The sequence below is a fragment of the Kitasatospora sp. NPDC090091 genome, assembly GCF_044747365.1.
In the GTDB taxonomy this organism is placed as follows: domain Bacteria; phylum Actinomycetota; class Actinomycetes; order Streptomycetales; family Streptomycetaceae; genus Kitasatospora.
On sequence record NZ_JBIVDY010000011.1, the window covers coordinates 1 to 17199 of the forward strand.

Genomic DNA, 17199 nt, shown 5'->3' on the forward strand with positions numbered 1-17199 from the left:
GGAACGGACACTTCCTTCAGGCGGCTTTCACACCGGCCCTCCGGGCGCTTCGTTCTTTCGTGTTTCCAGCTTATCAGACGATTTCCGCTCCGTTTCCGGGGCTTCCTTCATCCAACTCGCCTGTGTCTTCTGCGGCTGTTCGCCCCGTCCGACGTTTCAAACTCTAGCCGACCTCCGCTCCGAAAAGCGAATCCGGCCACAATCCCGATAAACGCACACACCGAATAGACCCTGATCCGAACAGGAGCGCGACAGACGCAACCCTGCCCAGGAAGGGAACGAGTGGTGTTTCAAGGGATCGGCCGCCCCGGGACCGTCCGCGCCGATGCGTGTCCGGTGCTCCCTGCCGAGCGACTGGGCGAGATTACTCCTGCTCAGCGCAGGAAACAAATTGCCTGTCCCACCGCTCGGCAGGGAGCCCGTCACGACGAAGACGAAGGTGCGAACCGGTCAGGAGTGGCGCAGCGCTTCGGTGAGGTGGGCGGCCGCCTCGACGACGGAGTGGGAGAGGTGAGCGCCGGGGTGGCGGGTGAGCCGTTCGATCGGGCCGGAGACCGAGACGGCGGCCACGACCCGGTTCGACGGGCCGCGGACGGGCGCGGAGACGGAGGCGACCCCGAGCTCGCGTTCACCGATGGACTGGGCCCAGCCGCGGCGCCGTACGCCGCTGAGGGCGGTGGCGGTGAAGCGGGCGCCCTGGAGTCCGCGGTGGAGTCGCTCGGGCTCCTCCCAGGCGAGCAGGATCTGGGCTGCGGAGCCGACCTTCATGGGGAGGGTGACTCCCACCGGAACGGTGTCGCGCAGCCCGGAGAGGCGCTCGACGGCGGCCACGCAGATCCGGATCTCGCCCTGCCGGCGGTAGAGCTGGGCGCTCTCGCCGGTGACGTCGCGCAGGTGGGTGAGGACCGGTCCGGCCGCCGCCAACAGGCGGTCCTCGCCGGCGGCCGCCGAGAGCTCGGTGAGCCGGGGGCCGAGCATGAACCGGCCCTGCATGTCCCGCGCGACCAGCCGGTGCTGTTCGAGTGCGACGGCGAGCCGGTGGGCGGTGGGGCGCGCCAGGCCGGTGGCGGTGACGAGTCCGGCCAGGGTGGCGGGACCGGCCTCCAGGGTGCCGAGGATCGAGGTGACCTTGTCGAGCACGCCGACGCCGCTCGTGTTCTCCATGGATGGGTACTCCGTCTCAGATCCCGCGAGCCGCTGCAGGGCTTCGCTCGCGGACGCTCCCCGCGGGGAGCGGGGGGTGGTCAGCGAGGGCAGGCCGGAGAATTCGGCCGATTGCCTGCGCCGGGCACGAGACGGGTACGCGGAAGGGCCGGGGCCGGAAGCGCCCGGACGAAGGACAGCACAGAGAGCACCGTGTCTCCTCATCTTTCCCGCGCCACATTGGCGGCAGGCCGGAGTTGGCACTGGTCCCGGACGGCGCGGCGCGTACTTCGGACGCCGAGTCGAACGGGGAGTTGCCGGGGCTTCGTAGGGCCGGTCCCTCCACCCCTCTGGATGATTCGCCAAGCACCATACAAGATTCCCCGGGCAACCCGCCAAAGGGCCTGTCGCCGCTCACCGGTGATGGCCGCTCCTCCCGGGTGGGGCCGGGAGGAGCGGCCCGTCGCGGAGCCGGCCGTCGAGCCGGCTACCGGACGGTCGCTACCGGGCGGTCGCTACCGGGCGGTGAGGTACATGCCGGTGGAGTCGCGGCCGGCGGTGTTGCGGCAGGACCAGTTGCCGCTCCCCTTGGCGTCCAGCAGGGTCAGGCAGCGCCCGAGGGCCTGCTGGCCGTAGTAGTTGGGGTGGAAGGACTCCTCGATGGTGCCCTGCACGGTGGTGCCGAAGTCGAGGAAGCGGGCCCACTCGCTCCCGGTCGCGGTGGGCGCGCTGCTGGGGGTGGCCAGGCGGGTGGCGGTGGAGCAGACCTCACGGCCCTGGAGCATGTCGCGGAGGTCGAGGAACTGCACACCCTTTGCGGCGGCGACCCGCGCGAGCTGGTCGGAGATCTGGGGGACGAGGCGGTCCCGTGCCCAGTCGGCGTCCTGGTTCCAGAACGGGCAGCCGCCGGTGCTGGTCCGGCTCCAGCCGCTCTCGGGGTAGCGGTTCTCGGAGCTGCGCGGAATCGGGGACGGGTACGACTGGAGGACGATCCGGTAGCTGTCGGCGGTCTGGCCCGCCTGGGCCATGACGGCACGGATCTCGTCGATGGACCTGCCGACGCCGGCCATGGCCTCGGCCATCCGGGAGTCGACGGCCTCCTGCTGGTCGTCGTGGCAGTAGGAGTTCCAGATCTCGTAGTCCTCGACGCAGGAGACGATGACGTCGGCGAAGCCGAGGTCGTTGCCGCCGATCGAGAGGGAGATGAGCTTGACGTTGTAGGTGCGGGCGACCTGGGCGAGCTGGTCGGCCTGCGGGGACTCGCCCTTGTAGGACTGTCCGCCGTTGGCGGCGCGGGGGATGTTGACGGAGGTGGCGCCCGAGCAGGCCAGGTTGATCTGGTACTGCGCGGTGGTGGGGGCGCTGCGGATCTCGGCGACGTCCGAGCGGTCGCAGCCGTTACCGGCGCTGGTCCCGTAGACCCGGGACGGGTCGTAGGAGCTGCCGGTCCAGGCCCGGTCGGTCCCGGCGCGGCTGGTGGAGGTGGTGAGGCTGTTCCCCTTCCAGCGGCCGGCTTCGCCGGAGATGTAGCTGTCGCCCATGGCGACGGCGGCCGTGGGGTTGGCGGCCGTGGAACCCACGGCGGCGGGACCCACAGCAGCGGGACTGCCCGCGGTGGGGCTGTCGGCGGCCCGTGCCGGGGTGGCGGCGAGGGCCAGTGGCAGGGCCAGCGCGGCCACGGTCAGTGGCGCGAGGAGGCGGGAGGTGCGGCGGCGCGCGTGCACAGCGGCTCCAGAGGTGTGTCCCGGGCACTGGGGTGGTCCCGGGGTGAGGGTGGGGGTGACTCCACCGGCCCGCTGGGCGTGCTGCGCACTGTTGTGCGGGACGCACGTGGGGGCTGGGCTCGGGTCGTGGGCCGGCGTGTCGCAGCAAGCTTCGGGGCCGTGGGCCGGTGCGCGACAGCGTGGAATCACCTGCTCGCCCCCGCCCGACCGGTCACGTACAACCACGTGACCGGTCGGACCGATGGGCCGCGGCGCCGGGACGTGGCGCAGGGAGCCGGGGGTTCAGTGGGGCGCGGCTCGAAGACCGAAGGCCCAGGTCGCGATCTGGAGCCGGGAGCTGACGTGGAGCTTGGTCATGACGCGCTGGACGTGGCCCTCGACGGTGCGCGGGGACAGGACCAGGCGGGCGGCGATCTGCTTGTCCGTCAGACCCTCGACCAGGAGGTCGACGACCTGCTGTTCCCGGGCGGTCAGGGGCGAGCGGCCGGGCGCGGCCTCGGCGGGCGGCGTCGGTTCCCAGTCGAGGGCGAAGGCGACGGCCTGTGCCAGGGACATCTCGGCGCCGGTTCTCTCGGCCCCCGTCAGCTCGTCCTCGGCGAGGTGACGGCGCAGGAGGGTGCGGCAGGCGTCGCGGTGGTTCAGGAGGCGGCCGAGCGCGGGGGGCACGACGCCGATCCGCTCCCACACCGCGCGGGCGGCTCCCAGCAGGACGGCACCCTCGCCGGACGAGCCGGCCTGCGCGGCGGTCCAGGCGAGAACCTCCAGGGTCTGGGCCGTGGCGAAGAGGTTGTGTCCGGGTTCCTCCACCCGCAGGGCGTCCTTCAGGGCCGCGCGGGCGCCGTCGAGGTCGGCCACGAGCCAGCGCTGAAGTCCGATGACCCACAGGGCGTAGCGGCGGGACCATTGGGCGTCGTGGGCGTCGCAGAGCGCCAGGCCCCGGTCCGCGTAGTGGCGGGCGCGGGGGTCCGCGGCCAGGGTGCAGGCGACGGCCAGTAGGAACAGGGTGGTCCACTGCGCTCCCGGGTCGTCCGTCGCGGTGTGGTGGTCGAGGGCGCGGTGCAGGAGCTCGATGGCCTGGGTGAAGTCGTCCCGGAACAGCGCGCTCAGGCCGGCGAGCTGGTCGGCGAGGGCGTGGGTGGGGCCGTGGTCGAAGCGGTCGGCGATGGCCCGGCACTCGGCGAGGCGTGCGGCGGCGGTCGGGGCGTCGCCGCGCAGGAGGGCGAGCCAGCCGTCGGCCCAGAGGGCCTTGGCCCTGGCGGGGGTCGGCGTGGTGCCGAGCAGGAGGGTGCGGTCGAGCCAGTGCCGTTCCTCCTCCAGGCAGCCGTGTCCGAACCGGTGGCTCCAGAGGGCGGCGACGAGTTCGAGCGCGCCCTGGGCCTCGGTGGGTGAGGTGAGGCCGAACTCGACGGCGGAGCGGATGTTGGCGTGGTCCTGGCGCAGGCGGGCGAACCAGGCGCTCTGCCGGGGGCTGAACCAGTCGGCTTCGGCGCGGGCGGCGAGGTCGCGGTAGTGGTCGCGGTGGCGCCGCCGGGTGTCCGCCTCGCGTCCTTGCTCACGCAGCCGGGCGAGGCCGTAGTGGCGGAGCGTCTCCAGCATCCGGTAGCGGGGCTCCCCGGAGTGCTGTTCGCGGATCAGGACGGACTTGTCCATGAGCGCGGCGAGCGTGCGGAGCACCGCGTGGCGCGGCAGGTCCTCGCTGTGGCAGACCGCCTCGGCCGCAGCGAGGTCGAAGCCGCCGTGGAAGACGGACAGGGCGGTCCACAGGTGTCGTTCGCGGGGCGTGCAGAGGTGGTGGCTGGAGTCGATCGCCGCGTGGAGGGTGCGGTGCCGCTCCGGCACGGCACCGCCGGTCGGCGTGGGCAGGTGCGGGCAGGCGTCGAGCCGGTCCAGGATCTGCCGGACCGGGAGGACGCGCATCCAGGACGCCGCCAGTTCGATGGCCAGCGGGATGCCGTCGAGGCGGGCGCAGATGTGGCCGGCGGCGGTCCACTCGTCCTCGCCGTGCGGGAATCCGCCGAGGACGGCCCGCGCTCGCTGGACGAAGAGCCGGACCGCGGCGTAGCGGGTCAGGGCGTCGGGCCGCGGGAGGTGGTCGGCGTCGGGGGTGGCCAGGGGCGGGAGGTCGAGGATGTGCTCGCCGTAGACGCCGAGCCGGTGGCGGCTGGTGGCGAGGATCCGCAGGCCGGGGGCCGCGGTGAGCAGCGTGTGGATCAGTGGTGCGCACTGCTCCGTGAGGTGTTCGCAGTTGTCGAGGACCAGGAGCAGCCGCCGGTCGGCGAGGTGGTGGACGAGCGGCGTGAGCGGGTCGGGGGTCGTCGCGTCGTGGTCGACGCCGAGGGCGAGGCCGAGGGTCTGGGCGAGCCGGTCGCCGTCCTGGAGGAGGGCGAGGTCGATCAGGCTGGTGCCGTCCGGGAAGGCGGGTTGCAGGTCGCGGGCGGTGCGCAGGGCGAGTCGGGTCTTGCCGATCCCGGCCGGCCCGGTGACGGTGACCAGCCGTGACCGGGTGAGTAAGCGGCGGGCCCGGGCGAGTTCACGGCTCCGTCCGACGAGGCTGTTGGTCTCTGCGGGGATGGCCTGTTCCCCAGGTCGGGTGAGATGCATGGTTCATGACAGCGCGTCGTGGCCCGGGCGCGCCACCGTCCGTGGCAGTGGCCCGGCCGGAACCGGGGCCGGAGCCGCCCCCAGCCGGTCCGTCGGGCCCCCTGCGCCTCACGAGCCGGCGGTGGCCGCCTCCAGGGTGGTCGCCATGACCGGGCTGGTGAAGGTGTTGGTCGCGTCCCCCGAGGAGGGGTGGTACGAGCCCCACTTGAGGTAGTTGCGGTCGCCGTCCCAGGTGGTGCCCTTGAAGGTGCCGGAGCCGGTGGTGAAGGTCTGCTTCACGCCGTCGAACCAGAAGTCGATGGTGCCGTCGGTGCGGCCCAGGCGGATCTTCAGCGCGTAGGAGTGCCACTGATTGTTGGCGGTCGGCGCGGTCCACAGCGTGTGCGCGACGTGGTCGGTGTCCCATTCCTGGAGGCGGATGCGCCCGGTGGTCGCGTCGATCTCGATCGGGTGGTTCGCCGTGTCGGTGCTCGGCGAGCACTTGAGCTGGAAGACGTAGCGGCTGTTCGTGTCCTTGATGTCCACCTTGGACGACCAGCCGAGGTAGAACGTGTCGCCCTGCTTCAGATCGGGGCCCAGCGTCTCGCAGCGCTCCTCGCCCGCGGCCTGGAACGCCCGCCACACACTGCCCTTGGCGGGGTCCTTGACGACGCCGAAGCCGCCCGGCGCGCACTGCACGGCGGCGAAGGAGGACGGTCCCTTGCCGGTGCTCGGGGTCCACAGGACCTTGCCCGCCGCGGCGGCGGAGCTGCCGGCGGTGGCCCAGCCGCAGGAGATCGCGAGCGTGGTGAGGGCCACGACGCCGACAACGGTCTTGCGGTGGTCGGACAGCAGGGACATGCCTCTCCCGGGTGTATGAGTGCCGGAACGGACGCCGTCCGGGCCGACCGGCCCGGACGCACGGAACGATTCGACCACTCGCCGAAGCACCGGGCCAAGCAGCCTGCCCGACAACTGCACTTTCGGGCACCTCCACCGGCCCGCCCGCGACCGTCCGCACGTCGGCCGGGGCGGCGGTGAGCCGTCCCGGCCGGGGGGCGTCCGGCGTTGCCGCCCCCGCCGGTCTCACTTCACGGATCCGGCCATCGCTCCCTGGATGAAGAACCGCTGGAAGCAGAGGAACACCCCCACGGGGACCAGCAGGGACAGGAACGCTCCGGGCGCGAGGATGTCCATGTTGCTGCCGAACTGCCGCATCTGGGACTGCAGGTAGACGGTCAGCGGCTGCGAGTCGTTGCCCGCGAAGATCAGCGCGACCAGCATGTCGTTCCAGACCCAGAGGAACTGGAAGATGCAGAGCGAGGCGACGGCCGGTGCGGCGAGCGGCAGGGCGAGGGCGCGGAAGATCCGCCACTCCCCGCAGCCGTCCATCCGTGCCGCCTCCAGGAGTTCGGCGGGAATCTCCAGGAAGTGGTTGCGCATCAGGAACACGGCGAACGGCAGCCCGTAGCCGACGTGGAACAGCACGACGCCGGGGATCGTGCCGAACAGCCCGACGGCACCCTCCAGTTTGGCGACCGGGATGAGCCCGACCTGGACGGGGACGACCAGCAGCCCGACCACGCCGAGGAAGACGGCGTCCCGGCCCGGGAAGCGCATCCAGGCGAAGGCGTAGCCGGCGCCCGCGGCGAGGGCGACGGTCAGCAGGGTCGCCGGGACGCTGATGAGCACGGTGTTCCACAACGCCTTGGGGACGTCGCCGCCGCCGAGCAGCGCGGTGTAGTTCTGCAGGGTGAGCTGGGCGGGCTCGGTCAGTGCCGTCCACCAGCCTCCGGTGGCGGCGACCTGCTTGGGGCGCAGCGAGGAGACCAGCAGGCCGACGGTCGGCACCAGCCAGGCGACGGCGGCCACGATCAGCACGGCCTGGACGAGGCCGCTTCGGGTGAGGGCGGCGAGCCGGGTCGTGAGCGGCAGGGCGGGCCGGCCGGCGGGCACCGGTGCGGGCACGGTGGTGGTGGGGGCGGACGGGGCCGTCCGGGTGGTGGTCATGCGCGGCTCCCTCGGAAGCGTCGGACGTTGAGGAGCATCACCGGGACGACGAGGAGCAGCAGCAGGACGCTGAGTGCACTGCCGAGGCCCTGGTCGTTGCCGCCGCCGAAGGAGACCAGGTAGAGCCGGAGCGCGAGCACGCTCGCGTCCTGCTGCACCGGTCCGGGCGCGATGATGTACACGAGGTCGAAGATCTTCATCACGTTGATGACCATCGTGATGAACACGACGCCGAGGACCGGGGCGAGTTGGGGCACCGTGATGCGGCGGAGGATCTGCCATTCGCCGGCGCCGTCGATCCTGGCCGCCTCGATGGTCTCGCGGGGCAGGTTGGCGAGGCCCCCGGCGATGATGACCATGGCGAAGCCGGCCCAGATCCAGATGTAGGCGCCGATGACGGCCGGGGTGATGAACGCCGGGCCGAGCCAGTCGACGCCGCGGTAGGGGGCGGCGAAGTTCGCGGCCGGCATGACCACCGAGGTGGTGGCGGACGGGGCCGCACCGAACCGGAAGGTGCCGTCGCCGGCGGTGGTGGTGGTGTCGACCGTCCGTCCGCCGTCCCGGAGTTGGACGGTGACGCCGGGCAGGCCCTTCTTCCCGGCGTCCGGTCGGCCGGGCTCGCCGCCGCCGCCCGGGACGAAGTCCAGGAACACCGTGCCGCTGACCCCGTCGCCGCCGGCCGGCTCCCGGGCCGTCCGGGCGGTGGCCGGGAGCGCGCCGGGCTGCACGCCGACCAGCGGCAGCAGTACCACGCGCGTGGTGGTGGGCGCCGTGACGTCGCCGCCCCGGGCCTGGTCGAGGCCGCCGCCGGGGCGCGGGTGGGCACCCGGGTAGGTCGGGCGGTCGCTGAAGGTGTCGTGGACGGCGACCGCGGCGGCGTTGAGCACGCCGCGGTGCGGGTCCGCGTCGTACACCGTTCGGAAGATGATCCCGGCGGCGAGGAAGGAGATCGCCATCGGCATGAAGACGAGCAGCTTGAATGCGGTGGCCCAGCGGATCTTCTCGGTGAGCACCGCGAACACCAGGCCGACGGCGGTCACCAGGGCCGGGGCGACGGCGACCCAGATCGCGTTGTTGCGCACGGCGGTGAGGGTGGCGTGGTCGGTGAAGGCGGTGCCGTAGTTGTCGAGTCCGACGAAGCGGTGGCCGGAGGCGTCGAAGAGGCTACGTGCCACCGAGTAGCCGATGGGGTAGACGACGAGGGCGCCGAGCAGCAGCAGGGCGGGCAGGACGAAGAGCAGGGCGAGGCCCCGGTGGCGCCGGAGGGCGCCACCGGATGCCCGGCCGCTGCGGGGTGAGCGCAGGGACATGGTGGATCAGCCCTTGTAGGCCTTGGCGGCGTCGGCTTCGAGCCGGGCCGCGGCGCCCTGGACGTCGGAGGGGTTGGCGAGGAAGTCCTGGAGGTCCTTCCACTCGCCCTGGCCCGCGGTGCCGCCGAACGCGGCGGGGGCCTGGTCCGACATGTCGAAGCGGAAGCTGTCGCCGGCGTCGATCACCGACTTGGCGAACTGCCGGGTGGTGTCGTCGGGGTAGACCGAGGGGTCGACGGCCTTGTTGGGCGAGATGAAGCCGCCGGCCTTGGCCCAGACGGTCGCCGCTTCCGGACCGGCCAGGAACTCGACGAACTTCTGCGCGGCCTCGGGGTGCTTGGCTCCCTTGAGGACGACCGCCGCGTCGCCCGCGCCCATCACCGGGGCCTTGCCGCCGTCCACGGCGGGGAAGGGGAACACCTTGGCGTCGGTGCCGACCTGCTTCTTCAGCTCGGAGGCGATGACACCGCCGACGAAGTCGCCCTCGTGGGTCATGGCGGCCTTGGGTTGTGCGCCGAAGACGTCCTGGACGGAGGTCGGGAAGTCGGTCTGCAGGGCGCCCTGCCCGCCGCCGGCGACGAGTTGCTTGTCGCCGAAGACCTTGCCGAGGGTGGTCAGGGCCTTGAGGACCGACGGGTGGGTCCACGGGATCTCGTGCCGGGTGAGCTTGTCGTAGAGCTCGGGTCCGGCCTGGGAGAGGTAGACGTTCTCGAACCAGTCGGTGAGGGTCCAGCCGGCCTGGCCGCCGACCGAGAAGGCCGGGGTACCGGAGTCGGAGAGCGTCCGGCCGGCCTTCAGCAGGTCGTCGAAGGTGGCCGGGGGCTGGACGCCGGCGTTCTGGAAGGCGGTGGGGCTGTACCAGACGGTCGACTTGTCGGCGGCCTTGAAGTAGAGGCCGTACTGGGTGCCGTCGACGGTGCCGAGGCTGGACCAGACGCTGGCGTAGTCCCTCTTGGCGGCGTCGGTGACGGCGGGCGAGAGCGGCGCCAGCCAGCCCTTTTCGGCGAACTGCTTGATCACGCCGGGCTGCGCGACCATGACCACGTCCATCGGGTCGCCGCCCTCGATCTTGCTGCCGACCACGGTGGAGAGGTTGTCGCCGGTGGAGGTGTAGCTGACGGTGGCACCGGTCTTCGCGGTGAAGGCGTCCAGCACCTTCTTGAAGTTCGCCTGCTCGGTACCGCTCCACACGGCGGCGACGGTCAGGGTCTGTCCCTTGAGTTCCTGGCCGGCGGAGTCGGCGGCGGTGCCGGCTCCCCCGCTGCCGCAGGCGGTGGCGGTGGCGGCCAGGACGACGGAGGCGGTCAGGGTGGGAAGAGCGTTGCGGAGTCTCATCGTCGAGTCTTCTTCCGTGAGGCGGGTGGGGGCTTCGCGATGTGATGGATAGTCAGATGCTGCTGACAGCAGTGGTGTTGACCCACCAGGCGGCGGTGGCGGGCGGCAGGACGCCGCCCTCGCACGGGCTGCTGGCCAGCAGGGGCGGTCCGACGACCGGGGCCGGCGCGGGGGTGTCGCCGAAGTTGACGGCGCACACCAGGCCCTCGCCCCGGACGAACGCGAGGACGCCGGGCGGGGTCTCCAGCCACCGCAGCGTGCCCTCGCCGAGCTGCGGGAGTTCACGGCGCAGCTGGAGGGCGGCGCGGTACAGGTGGTACACGGATCCGGCGTCGGCCCGCTGCCGCTCGGCCGTGTGGGCGGCGAACGAGGCCGGCTGCGGCAGCCACGGCGCGGCCGGGCTGTCCGGCGGGCTGAAACCGAACGGGGCCTCGGCGCCCGACCAGGGCAGCGGTATCCGGCAGCCGTCGCGGATCCCGGTCCGGCTGCCGGTGCGGCGGAAGATCGGGTCGGTGATCAACTCGTCCGGCAGGTCGAGGACTTCGGGCAGTCCGAACTCCTCGCCCTGGTAGATGTAGGCGGCTCCGGGCAGGGCCAGCATCAGCAGGGCGGCGGCCTTGGCCCGGGCGGGGCCGGAGGCCGGGTCCGCCCCCGCGAACCGGCTCGGCGTGCGGACCTGGTCGTGGTTGTTGAGCACCCAGGTGACCGTCGACCCGGTGGCGGTGATGTCCCGCACGGCGTCGTCGATGACCCGGTGGAAGTGCGCGAGGTCCCACGGCGCGTGCAGCAGGTGGAAGAAGAACGCCTGGTGCAGCTCGTCGGGGCGGACGTACAGCGCCTGTTCGGCCGGAGTGGGCACGGACGCCTCGCCGACCAGCAGCCGCTGCCGGCCGTCGCGGACCGTGTACTCCTCGCAGATCGCGCGCCACCGGCGCCAGACCTCGTGCACCTCCGGCTGGTTCCAGGCCAGCGGGTTGACCGAGTCGCGGGTGCGCTCGTCCACGTCCGGGTCGGGCGAGTCCGGCAGCTCGGGGTGCTTGTAGAGCCCGGCCGCGACGTCGATCCGGAAGCCGTCGACGCCGCGGTCGAGCCAGAACCGCAGCACCTCCTCGAAGTGGGCGGCGACGTCCGGGTTGCGCCAGTTGAAGTCGGGCTGCTCCGGGGTGAACAGGTGGAGGTACCACTGGCCGGCCCGGCCGTCGGCCTCGGTGGCCCTGGTCCACGCCGGGCCGCCGAACATGGCCCGCCAGTTGTTGGGCGGCAGCTCCCCGGCCTCACCGCGCCCGTCGGCGAAGTGGAACCGCGCCCGCTCGGGGCTGCCGGGGCCGTTCGCCAGCGCTTTCTGGAACCACGGATGCTCGCTCGAACAGTGGTTGGGGACGACGTCCAGGACCAGCTTGAGGCCGAGCAGCCGGCAGTCCTTCACCAGGCGGTCGAACTCGGCGAGGTCTCCGTAGACCGGGTCGACGGCGCAGTGGTCGGCGATGTCGTAGCCGTGGTCGTGCTGGGGTGAGACGTAGAACGGGTTGAGCCAGACGCCGTCGGCGCCCAGCTGCCGCACGTGGTGCAGCTGTTCGCGGACGCCGGCGAGGTCGCCGACGCCGTCGCCGTCGGTGTCACGGAAGCTGCGCACGTAGATCTGGTAGATCACGGCGTCGCGCCACCAGGCACGGGCGGGGGCGGTGGTCGTGGGGGTGTGCGAACGAGCGCGCGGCAGGGTGACCGCGTCGCCGTCGGGGAGGGTGGGGTTGGGCATCTCGCTACTCCAACGGTTATGCATTCGCGTTAGGTATAGCAGGCAGATGCGGGCACTGTTAAGCCCTTGTTTGATGCCGTTTCCCAGGAGTTACGAGATGAGATGCCCGATCATGGATAGATACACGTTAGGTACTAGCGGGTAGAGGCCTCGCGGAGCAGGGGCTGAACCGCCCCCGGTCGTCGTCGGCGTCGGCTCAGCCGACGATGGCGCGCAGGTCCGCGGCCAGCCGGGGCAGCGCCGCCTCGGCGGTCCGACGGCCCGACACGACCTCGAACGCCGTCTCGCTGAACGCGAGGCTCAGCTGCTGGTACTGCGGCACACCGGGGCGCGCCCCGGCCGCCAGGATCGCCGTGCGCAGCACCGGCAGGTACGGGAACCGGGCCGTCAGGTCCGGGTCCGCGTAGAGGTCGGCCCAGACCGGCGGCAGCCCGCCGTCGGTCAGCACGCGGTACTGCGCCCGGCGGCTCGTCAGGTAGCCGATCAGCGCCCGGGCGGTGCGCCGGTGCCGGGAGAACCGGCTGACCGCCAGGCCCGAGCCGCCCAGCACACCGCTGCCGGGCCCGTTCGGGCCGGGCAGCGGCACCACGCCGAACCGCCCCTCCACGGGGGACCCGGCGGCGCCGACCGCGTGGTAGACGTACGGCCAGTTCCGCAGGAAGAGCAGGCCGCCCCGGCCGAAGGCCGCGCGGGACTCCTCCTCCTGGTAGCCGAGCACCTCGGGCGGGATCCAGCCGTCGCGCACGCCCCCGGCCAGGAACTCCAGTCCGGCCAGGGCCTGCGGGCTGTCGACCACCACGGTTCCGTCGCCGGCCAGCAGGTCCCCTCCGGCCGAGCGGATGGCCTCCAGCGCGTTGACGGCGAGGCCCTCGTAGGGGCTCAGCTGCCCGGCGTACCCGGACAGCCCGTGCGCGGGGGCCAGCGTCCGTGCCTGCCGCACCAGTTCCGCCCAGGTGGTGGGCGGCTGCTCACCGGCGGCGGCCAGCACGTCGCTCCGGTAGTACAGCAGGGCGGCGTTGGCGACGAACGGCACCGCGTACAGCCGCCCGTCGTAACGGCCGGTCCGCACGACCGGTGGCAGGAAGCTGTCCAGCGCGAAGTCCGACTCGTCCAGCGGCACGGTCCAGCGCTTGGCCGCGAACTCGGCCGTCCACACCACGTCGAGATTGAGCACGTCGAAGCGGCTTCCGCCGGCCGACAGCTCGCCGGCGAGCTGGGCGTGCACCTCGTCCGCCGCCTCCGGCAGCTCGACCAGCTCGGCGGGCTGGTCCGGGTGCTCGGCGTTCCAGTCGGCCAGCAGCCCGCGCAGGTAGCGGGTGGTGTCCCGGCCGGTGGCCAGCGTGACCGGCCCGACGCCCTCCGGGTCGCCCGCCTCCGCCGCGCGTCCGGCCAGGCCGTACCAGGCGGACGCGCCCCCGGCCGCGAGCACCGCCGCCCCGCCCACCAGCGCGCGCGTCACGCGCCGGCGGCCCGGGTCGGCCCCGGTGGGCGGCCGGTTGTCCATGGAGCTCCTTCGGTCCGCCGGCACGGGTGGGCGCCGACGCACGTCCCTTTATACGGCCTCCCTGCTGGTGGGGGCGCGTCTGCCCGTACTGTGTGACCGAGGTGTAACCAGCGAACAGGAACGAGAAGGAAGAGGTGACGCCCGGTGCGCCATCAGCTGCTGGCGCTGCTGGCCCGGCAGCCCGCCTACGGGTACGAGCTCAAGCAGGGGCTTGAGCAGACCTTCGGCGCGGCGTACCCTCAGCCGAACATCGGCCAGATCTACGTGACCCTGAGCCGACTGGAGAAGTCCGGACTGATCCGCGGCACCGAGGTGACGCAGGAGGGCAGGCCGGACAAGAAGGTCTACGAGATCACGGAGAAGGGCACCGAGGAACTCGCCGGCTGGTTCGAGGCGCCCACCGAGGGGCCCCGGGTCAGGGACGAGTTCTTCATGAAGCTCATCCTGGCCGAAGGCACCGACCTCGCCGACCGGCTGACGCTGATCAACAACCAGCGCCGGCACTGCATCAACACGATGCGCGGACTCAACAAGCTGGCCGCCACCGAGCGCGGCAACCGGACCTCGCTGCTGCTGATCGAGGGCGCCGTCCTGCACCTGCAGGCCGACCTCGACTGGCTGGAGCGTTGCCAGGAGGAGCTCACGTGACCGGCCCGGAGCCGATACCACCGCTGCTGGCCGCCGACGGCGTGGTGCGCTCGCACCTGAGCGGCTCGACCCTGATACCGGCGGTCCGCGGCGTCAGCCTGCGGATCGACCGGGGCGAGTTCGTCGCCGTCACCGGCCCTTCGGGCGCCGGCAAGTCCACCCTGCTGCACCTCCTCGCCGGCCTGCTGCGGCCCGACGAGGGCGAGCTGTGGCTCGACGGACGCCGGGTGGACCGCCTGCGCGAGTCCGCCTGGGCCCGCCTGCGCCGCCGGCAGTACGGCATCGTCTTCCAGAGCGGCAACCTGCTGCCCGACTTCTCCGTCGCCGACAACATCGAGCTGACCGCGGTGCTCGCAGGCATGTCCGGACGCACCGCCCGCGAACGCCGCCAGGAACTCCTGGAGGACCTCGGCCTCGCCCACAAGGCCGCCGCCGGGCCCGGCGAGCTCTCCGGCGGTGAGCGCCAGCGGGTCGCCCTGGCCCGCGCGCTGGTCAACCGGCCGCAGCTGCTCCTCGCCGACGAGCCCACCGGGAACCTCGACAGCCGCAGCACCCGCGACGTCCTCGCCCTGCTCAGCCGCTACCACGAAGAGGGCACCACCATCGTGCTGGTCACCCACGACGCCCGGGCGGCGAGCACCGCCGACCGCGTCGTCAGCCTCTTCGACGGCCGGGTCGCCGACGACGCCCGGGTGGAGGAGCCCCCGGCCGCGCGGCGCGCCGTCGGGGTCCGCGACGTCATCGACTTCGGCGGGTGAGCCGGTGCGCGCCGTCCTCCGCTGGATCCGTGCCGACCTGCGCTCGCACCGCCTCCACGCCCTGCTGATCGTCCTCGCCACCGGCGGTACCGCCGCCGCCCTCCTGCTCGCCGGCACCCTGCTCGGCGCCGCCGCCGACCCGTGGCAGCGGCAGTTCCGTGCCGCCGGATCCCCCGACATCCGGATCGACCTGCGCCCGTCCGCGACCGCCCGGGGCAGCGCCGACGAGCCCTCGGCCGCCGTGCTCGCCGCCGAACCCGGCGTGCTCGCCGTCTCACCGCCCCAGCACACCGCCGAAACCACCCTGGTCGGCCGACGCGCCGACGGCGCCGCCGGCGCGGGCCCGCCCGGCCGCACCACACTCGTCCTGCGCGGCGACACCCCGGACGCGGCCCGCCCGCTGCTGCGCTCCGGCCGCTGGCTCGATCCGGACGACATCCACGGCATCGTGCTCGAACAGTCCGCGGCCGACGCCGCCTGGGCCCGCCCCGGGGACCACCTGACCGTCCTCGACGCCCACGGCGGCCCCGTCGACCTCCAGGTCCTCGGCATCGCGGACAGCCCCGACCAGCTGCCCAGCCAGGCCGCCGGCTACGACCTCGGCTGGGCCCCTCCCGCCACCCTCGACCTCGTGCAGCCGGAACGGGCGGCCCGAGGACTCACCCTCGGCCTGCGGCTGGCCCACCCCTCCGACGCCGGGTACACGGCCCAGCGGGTGGTCAGCGTCCTCGGCGCCGAGCGGGTCTCCCGGATCACCACCTGGCTCGACGCGCGGGCCGCACGGCAGCAGGACAACCGGCTGGCCGGCCTGCTGCTCGGCCTCAGCGGACTCGCCGCACTGCTCGCCGCCGCCCTCGCGGTGGCCGGCGCGGCCGGCGGGCGGATCAGGGCCAGGACCGGCGACATCGCCCTGCTCAAGGCGCTCGGCTTCACCGCCGGCCAGGTCGCCTGGATGTTCATCGCCGAACAGCTCCTGCTGGCCGGCACCGGAGTGCTGCTCGGCGCCGGCGGGGCCGCGATCGCTGTCCACACCGTACCGGCCCTCGGCGGCGGGACCGACGCGCTCCCCGGGCTCGTCCCCGGCGGCACGGCGACCATCGGCGCCGTGGTCGCCGCCGCGCTCCTCGCCGTCGGGGCCGCCGCCGCACTGCCCGCCCTGCGGGCCGCCCGGGTCGCGCCCGTGCCCCCGACCGACGGCACCCGCCCGCCCGTCATGACGGCCCGGCCGGTCCGGCTCGGCCCGCTCCGACGGCTGCCGCCGGCCCTCGCCCTCGGGCTCGGCAGCGTCCTGCGCCGGCGCTCGGACCTGGTCGGAAGCGCCCTGCGGCTGACCGTCCCGGTCGTCGCCGCCACCCTGGCCCTGAGCACCTGGACGACCCTCGATGCCGTCACCCGGCCCGACGGCGGCGCCACCGTCCCGTCCGTCACCGCCCGCCGCACCACCCCCGACCAGACGCCCGGCGACGCGCAGCTCGCCGGCGCCCTGGCCGCCGACGCCGCCGTGCAGGGCGTCTATCCGGGCACCGAGCTGCAGGCCCTCGCACCCGGCCAGTCCGCCACGCTCACCCTCCGCGCCGTCGGCACCACCGACGCCCCGTACCCGTACACCCTCGTCGAGGGCCGGGCGATCCGCGCCACCGACGAGGCCGTCGCCGGACAGGGCGCCCTCGACCTGCTCGGCGCCCGGGTCGGCCAGTGGGTGCGGCTCACCACCGGGAGCACCCCGCGCATCCTGCACATCGTCGGACGCAACCTCGAACCGGAACACGGCGGCCGCGTCCTGTCCACCGGCTTCGACACCCTCGACCGGCCCGGCGACCCCACCCACCCCGACTTCTGGCAGCTGACCCTGCGCCCCGGCCACGACCCGGCAGAGGTCCAACGCGACCTCCCCGCCCGCGCCGGCCTCGCCGGGCAGACGGAGATCCGACTCCCCACCGGCCCGGTCACCCGGCCCGGCGCCCTGCGGGCCAGCGTGGTCGGCCTCCTGCTCCTGCTCTCCCTCATCGGCCTGGTCGACCTGCTCACCACGGCCACCGCCGGGTTCCACGAACGCCGCCGGGACCTCGGCCTGCTCCGGGCGATCGGCCTGACCCCGGGCCAGTCCGCCGTCGTCCTCGCCGTCCGGGGGACGGCCATCGCCCTCGTCGCCGTCGCCGTCGGCGCGGCCGTCGCCGTCCCGCTCGTCCGCCGGCTCATCGACCGGCAGGGCGAGCTGAGCGGCATCGGCGCGGGCATCGCCCGCGCCCCCTCCACCTGGACGCTCCTCGCCATGGCCGCCGTCTGCGCCACGGCGGCCGCCGCCCTCTGCGCACTCCCGGTGCGGCGCATCCCCCCGCCCACCCGTCCCCCGGACGGCACCGGGCGGTAGGAGGCCCTGTCCGGCCGCCCCGGCGCGGGCGTGCCCGCGCGGATGAGAGGGTGGGCCCCG

General features: G+C 73.4%; 12 protein-coding genes and 1 riboswitch. Of the genes, 3 read left to right on the forward strand and 9 right to left on the reverse strand.

Annotated elements, in window-relative coordinates; all coding sequences use genetic code 11:
* Positions 1–450 precede the first annotated feature (450 nt).
* The 9 genes from ACIPSC_RS20025 to ACIPSC_RS20065 all read right to left on the reverse strand — a co-directional run bounded on the left by ACIPSC_RS20025 (position 451) and on the right by ACIPSC_RS20065 (position 13362).
* Positions 451–1164: an IclR family transcriptional regulator gene (locus ACIPSC_RS20025; protein ID WP_400827198.1), complete on the reverse strand. Its 714-nt coding sequence runs from the start codon at positions 1162–1164 to the stop codon at positions 451–453.
* A gap of 197 nt (positions 1165–1361) precedes the next feature.
* Positions 1362–1504, reverse strand: a riboswitch (SAM riboswitch).
* Between the two features lie 154 nt (positions 1505–1658).
* Complete coding sequence (locus tag ACIPSC_RS20030; protein WP_400827200.1) at positions 1659–2867, reverse strand: GDSL-type esterase/lipase family protein; 1209 nt, start codon at positions 2865–2867, stop codon at positions 1659–1661.
* Positions 2868–3149: 282 nt separating this feature from the next.
* Entirely contained in the window at positions 3150–5468 is a 2319-nt protein-coding gene (locus ACIPSC_RS20035) for an ATP-binding protein (RefSeq protein WP_400827202.1), read from the reverse strand.
* A 108-nt stretch (positions 5469–5576) separates the two neighbouring features.
* Positions 5577–6308 carry a heparin lyase I family protein gene (locus tag ACIPSC_RS20040; RefSeq protein WP_400827204.1) on the reverse strand — a complete coding sequence of 244 codons (732 nt, stop codon included), beginning with the start codon at positions 6306–6308 and terminating at the stop codon, positions 5577–5579.
* 225 nt (positions 6309–6533) lie between these two features.
* Positions 6534–7457, reverse strand: a complete 924-nt coding sequence (locus tag ACIPSC_RS20045) for a carbohydrate ABC transporter permease (RefSeq protein ID WP_400827206.1) — start codon at positions 7455–7457, stop codon at positions 6534–6536.
* A complete protein-coding gene (locus ACIPSC_RS20050; protein ID WP_400827208.1) occupies positions 7454–8767 on the reverse strand; it encodes a carbohydrate ABC transporter permease in 1314 nt (437 codons plus the stop codon). The genes ACIPSC_RS20045 and ACIPSC_RS20050 overlap by 4 nt, the downstream gene beginning before the upstream one ends.
* 6 nt (positions 8768–8773) lie before the next feature.
* Positions 8774–10102 (reverse strand): ABC transporter substrate-binding protein, encoded by a 1329-nt coding sequence (locus ACIPSC_RS20055; RefSeq protein WP_400827209.1) that lies wholly within the window; start codon positions 10100–10102, stop codon positions 8774–8776.
* 52 nt (positions 10103–10154) lie between these two features.
* Positions 10155–11858, reverse strand: coding sequence for an alpha-amylase family glycosyl hydrolase (locus tag ACIPSC_RS20060; RefSeq protein WP_400827211.1), 1704 nt, complete (start codon positions 11856–11858; stop codon positions 10155–10157).
* A gap of 196 nt (positions 11859–12054) precedes the next feature.
* Complete coding sequence (locus ACIPSC_RS20065; RefSeq protein WP_400827213.1) at positions 12055–13362, reverse strand: ABC transporter substrate-binding protein; 1308 nt, start codon at positions 13360–13362, stop codon at positions 12055–12057.
* A gap of 144 nt (positions 13363–13506) precedes the next feature.
* Between ACIPSC_RS20065 and ACIPSC_RS20070 the strand changes: the two genes are divergently transcribed.
* The 3 genes from ACIPSC_RS20070 to ACIPSC_RS20080 are packed head-to-tail and all read left to right on the forward strand — an operon-like array spanning position 13507 to position 17139.
* Positions 13507–14010: a PadR family transcriptional regulator gene (locus tag ACIPSC_RS20070; protein ID WP_238864452.1), complete on the forward strand. Its 504-nt coding sequence runs from the start codon at positions 13507–13509 to the stop codon at positions 14008–14010.
* Positions 14007–14768 carry an ABC transporter ATP-binding protein gene (locus ACIPSC_RS20075; protein ID WP_400827215.1) on the forward strand — a complete coding sequence of 254 codons (762 nt, stop codon included), beginning with the start codon at positions 14007–14009 and terminating at the stop codon, positions 14766–14768. The genes ACIPSC_RS20070 and ACIPSC_RS20075 overlap by 4 nt, the downstream gene beginning before the upstream one ends.
* Before the next feature lie 4 nt (positions 14769–14772).
* A complete protein-coding gene (locus ACIPSC_RS20080) occupies positions 14773–17139 on the forward strand; it encodes an FtsX-like permease family protein (RefSeq protein ID WP_400827217.1) in 2367 nt (788 codons plus the stop codon).
* Positions 17140–17199 lie beyond the last annotated feature (60 nt).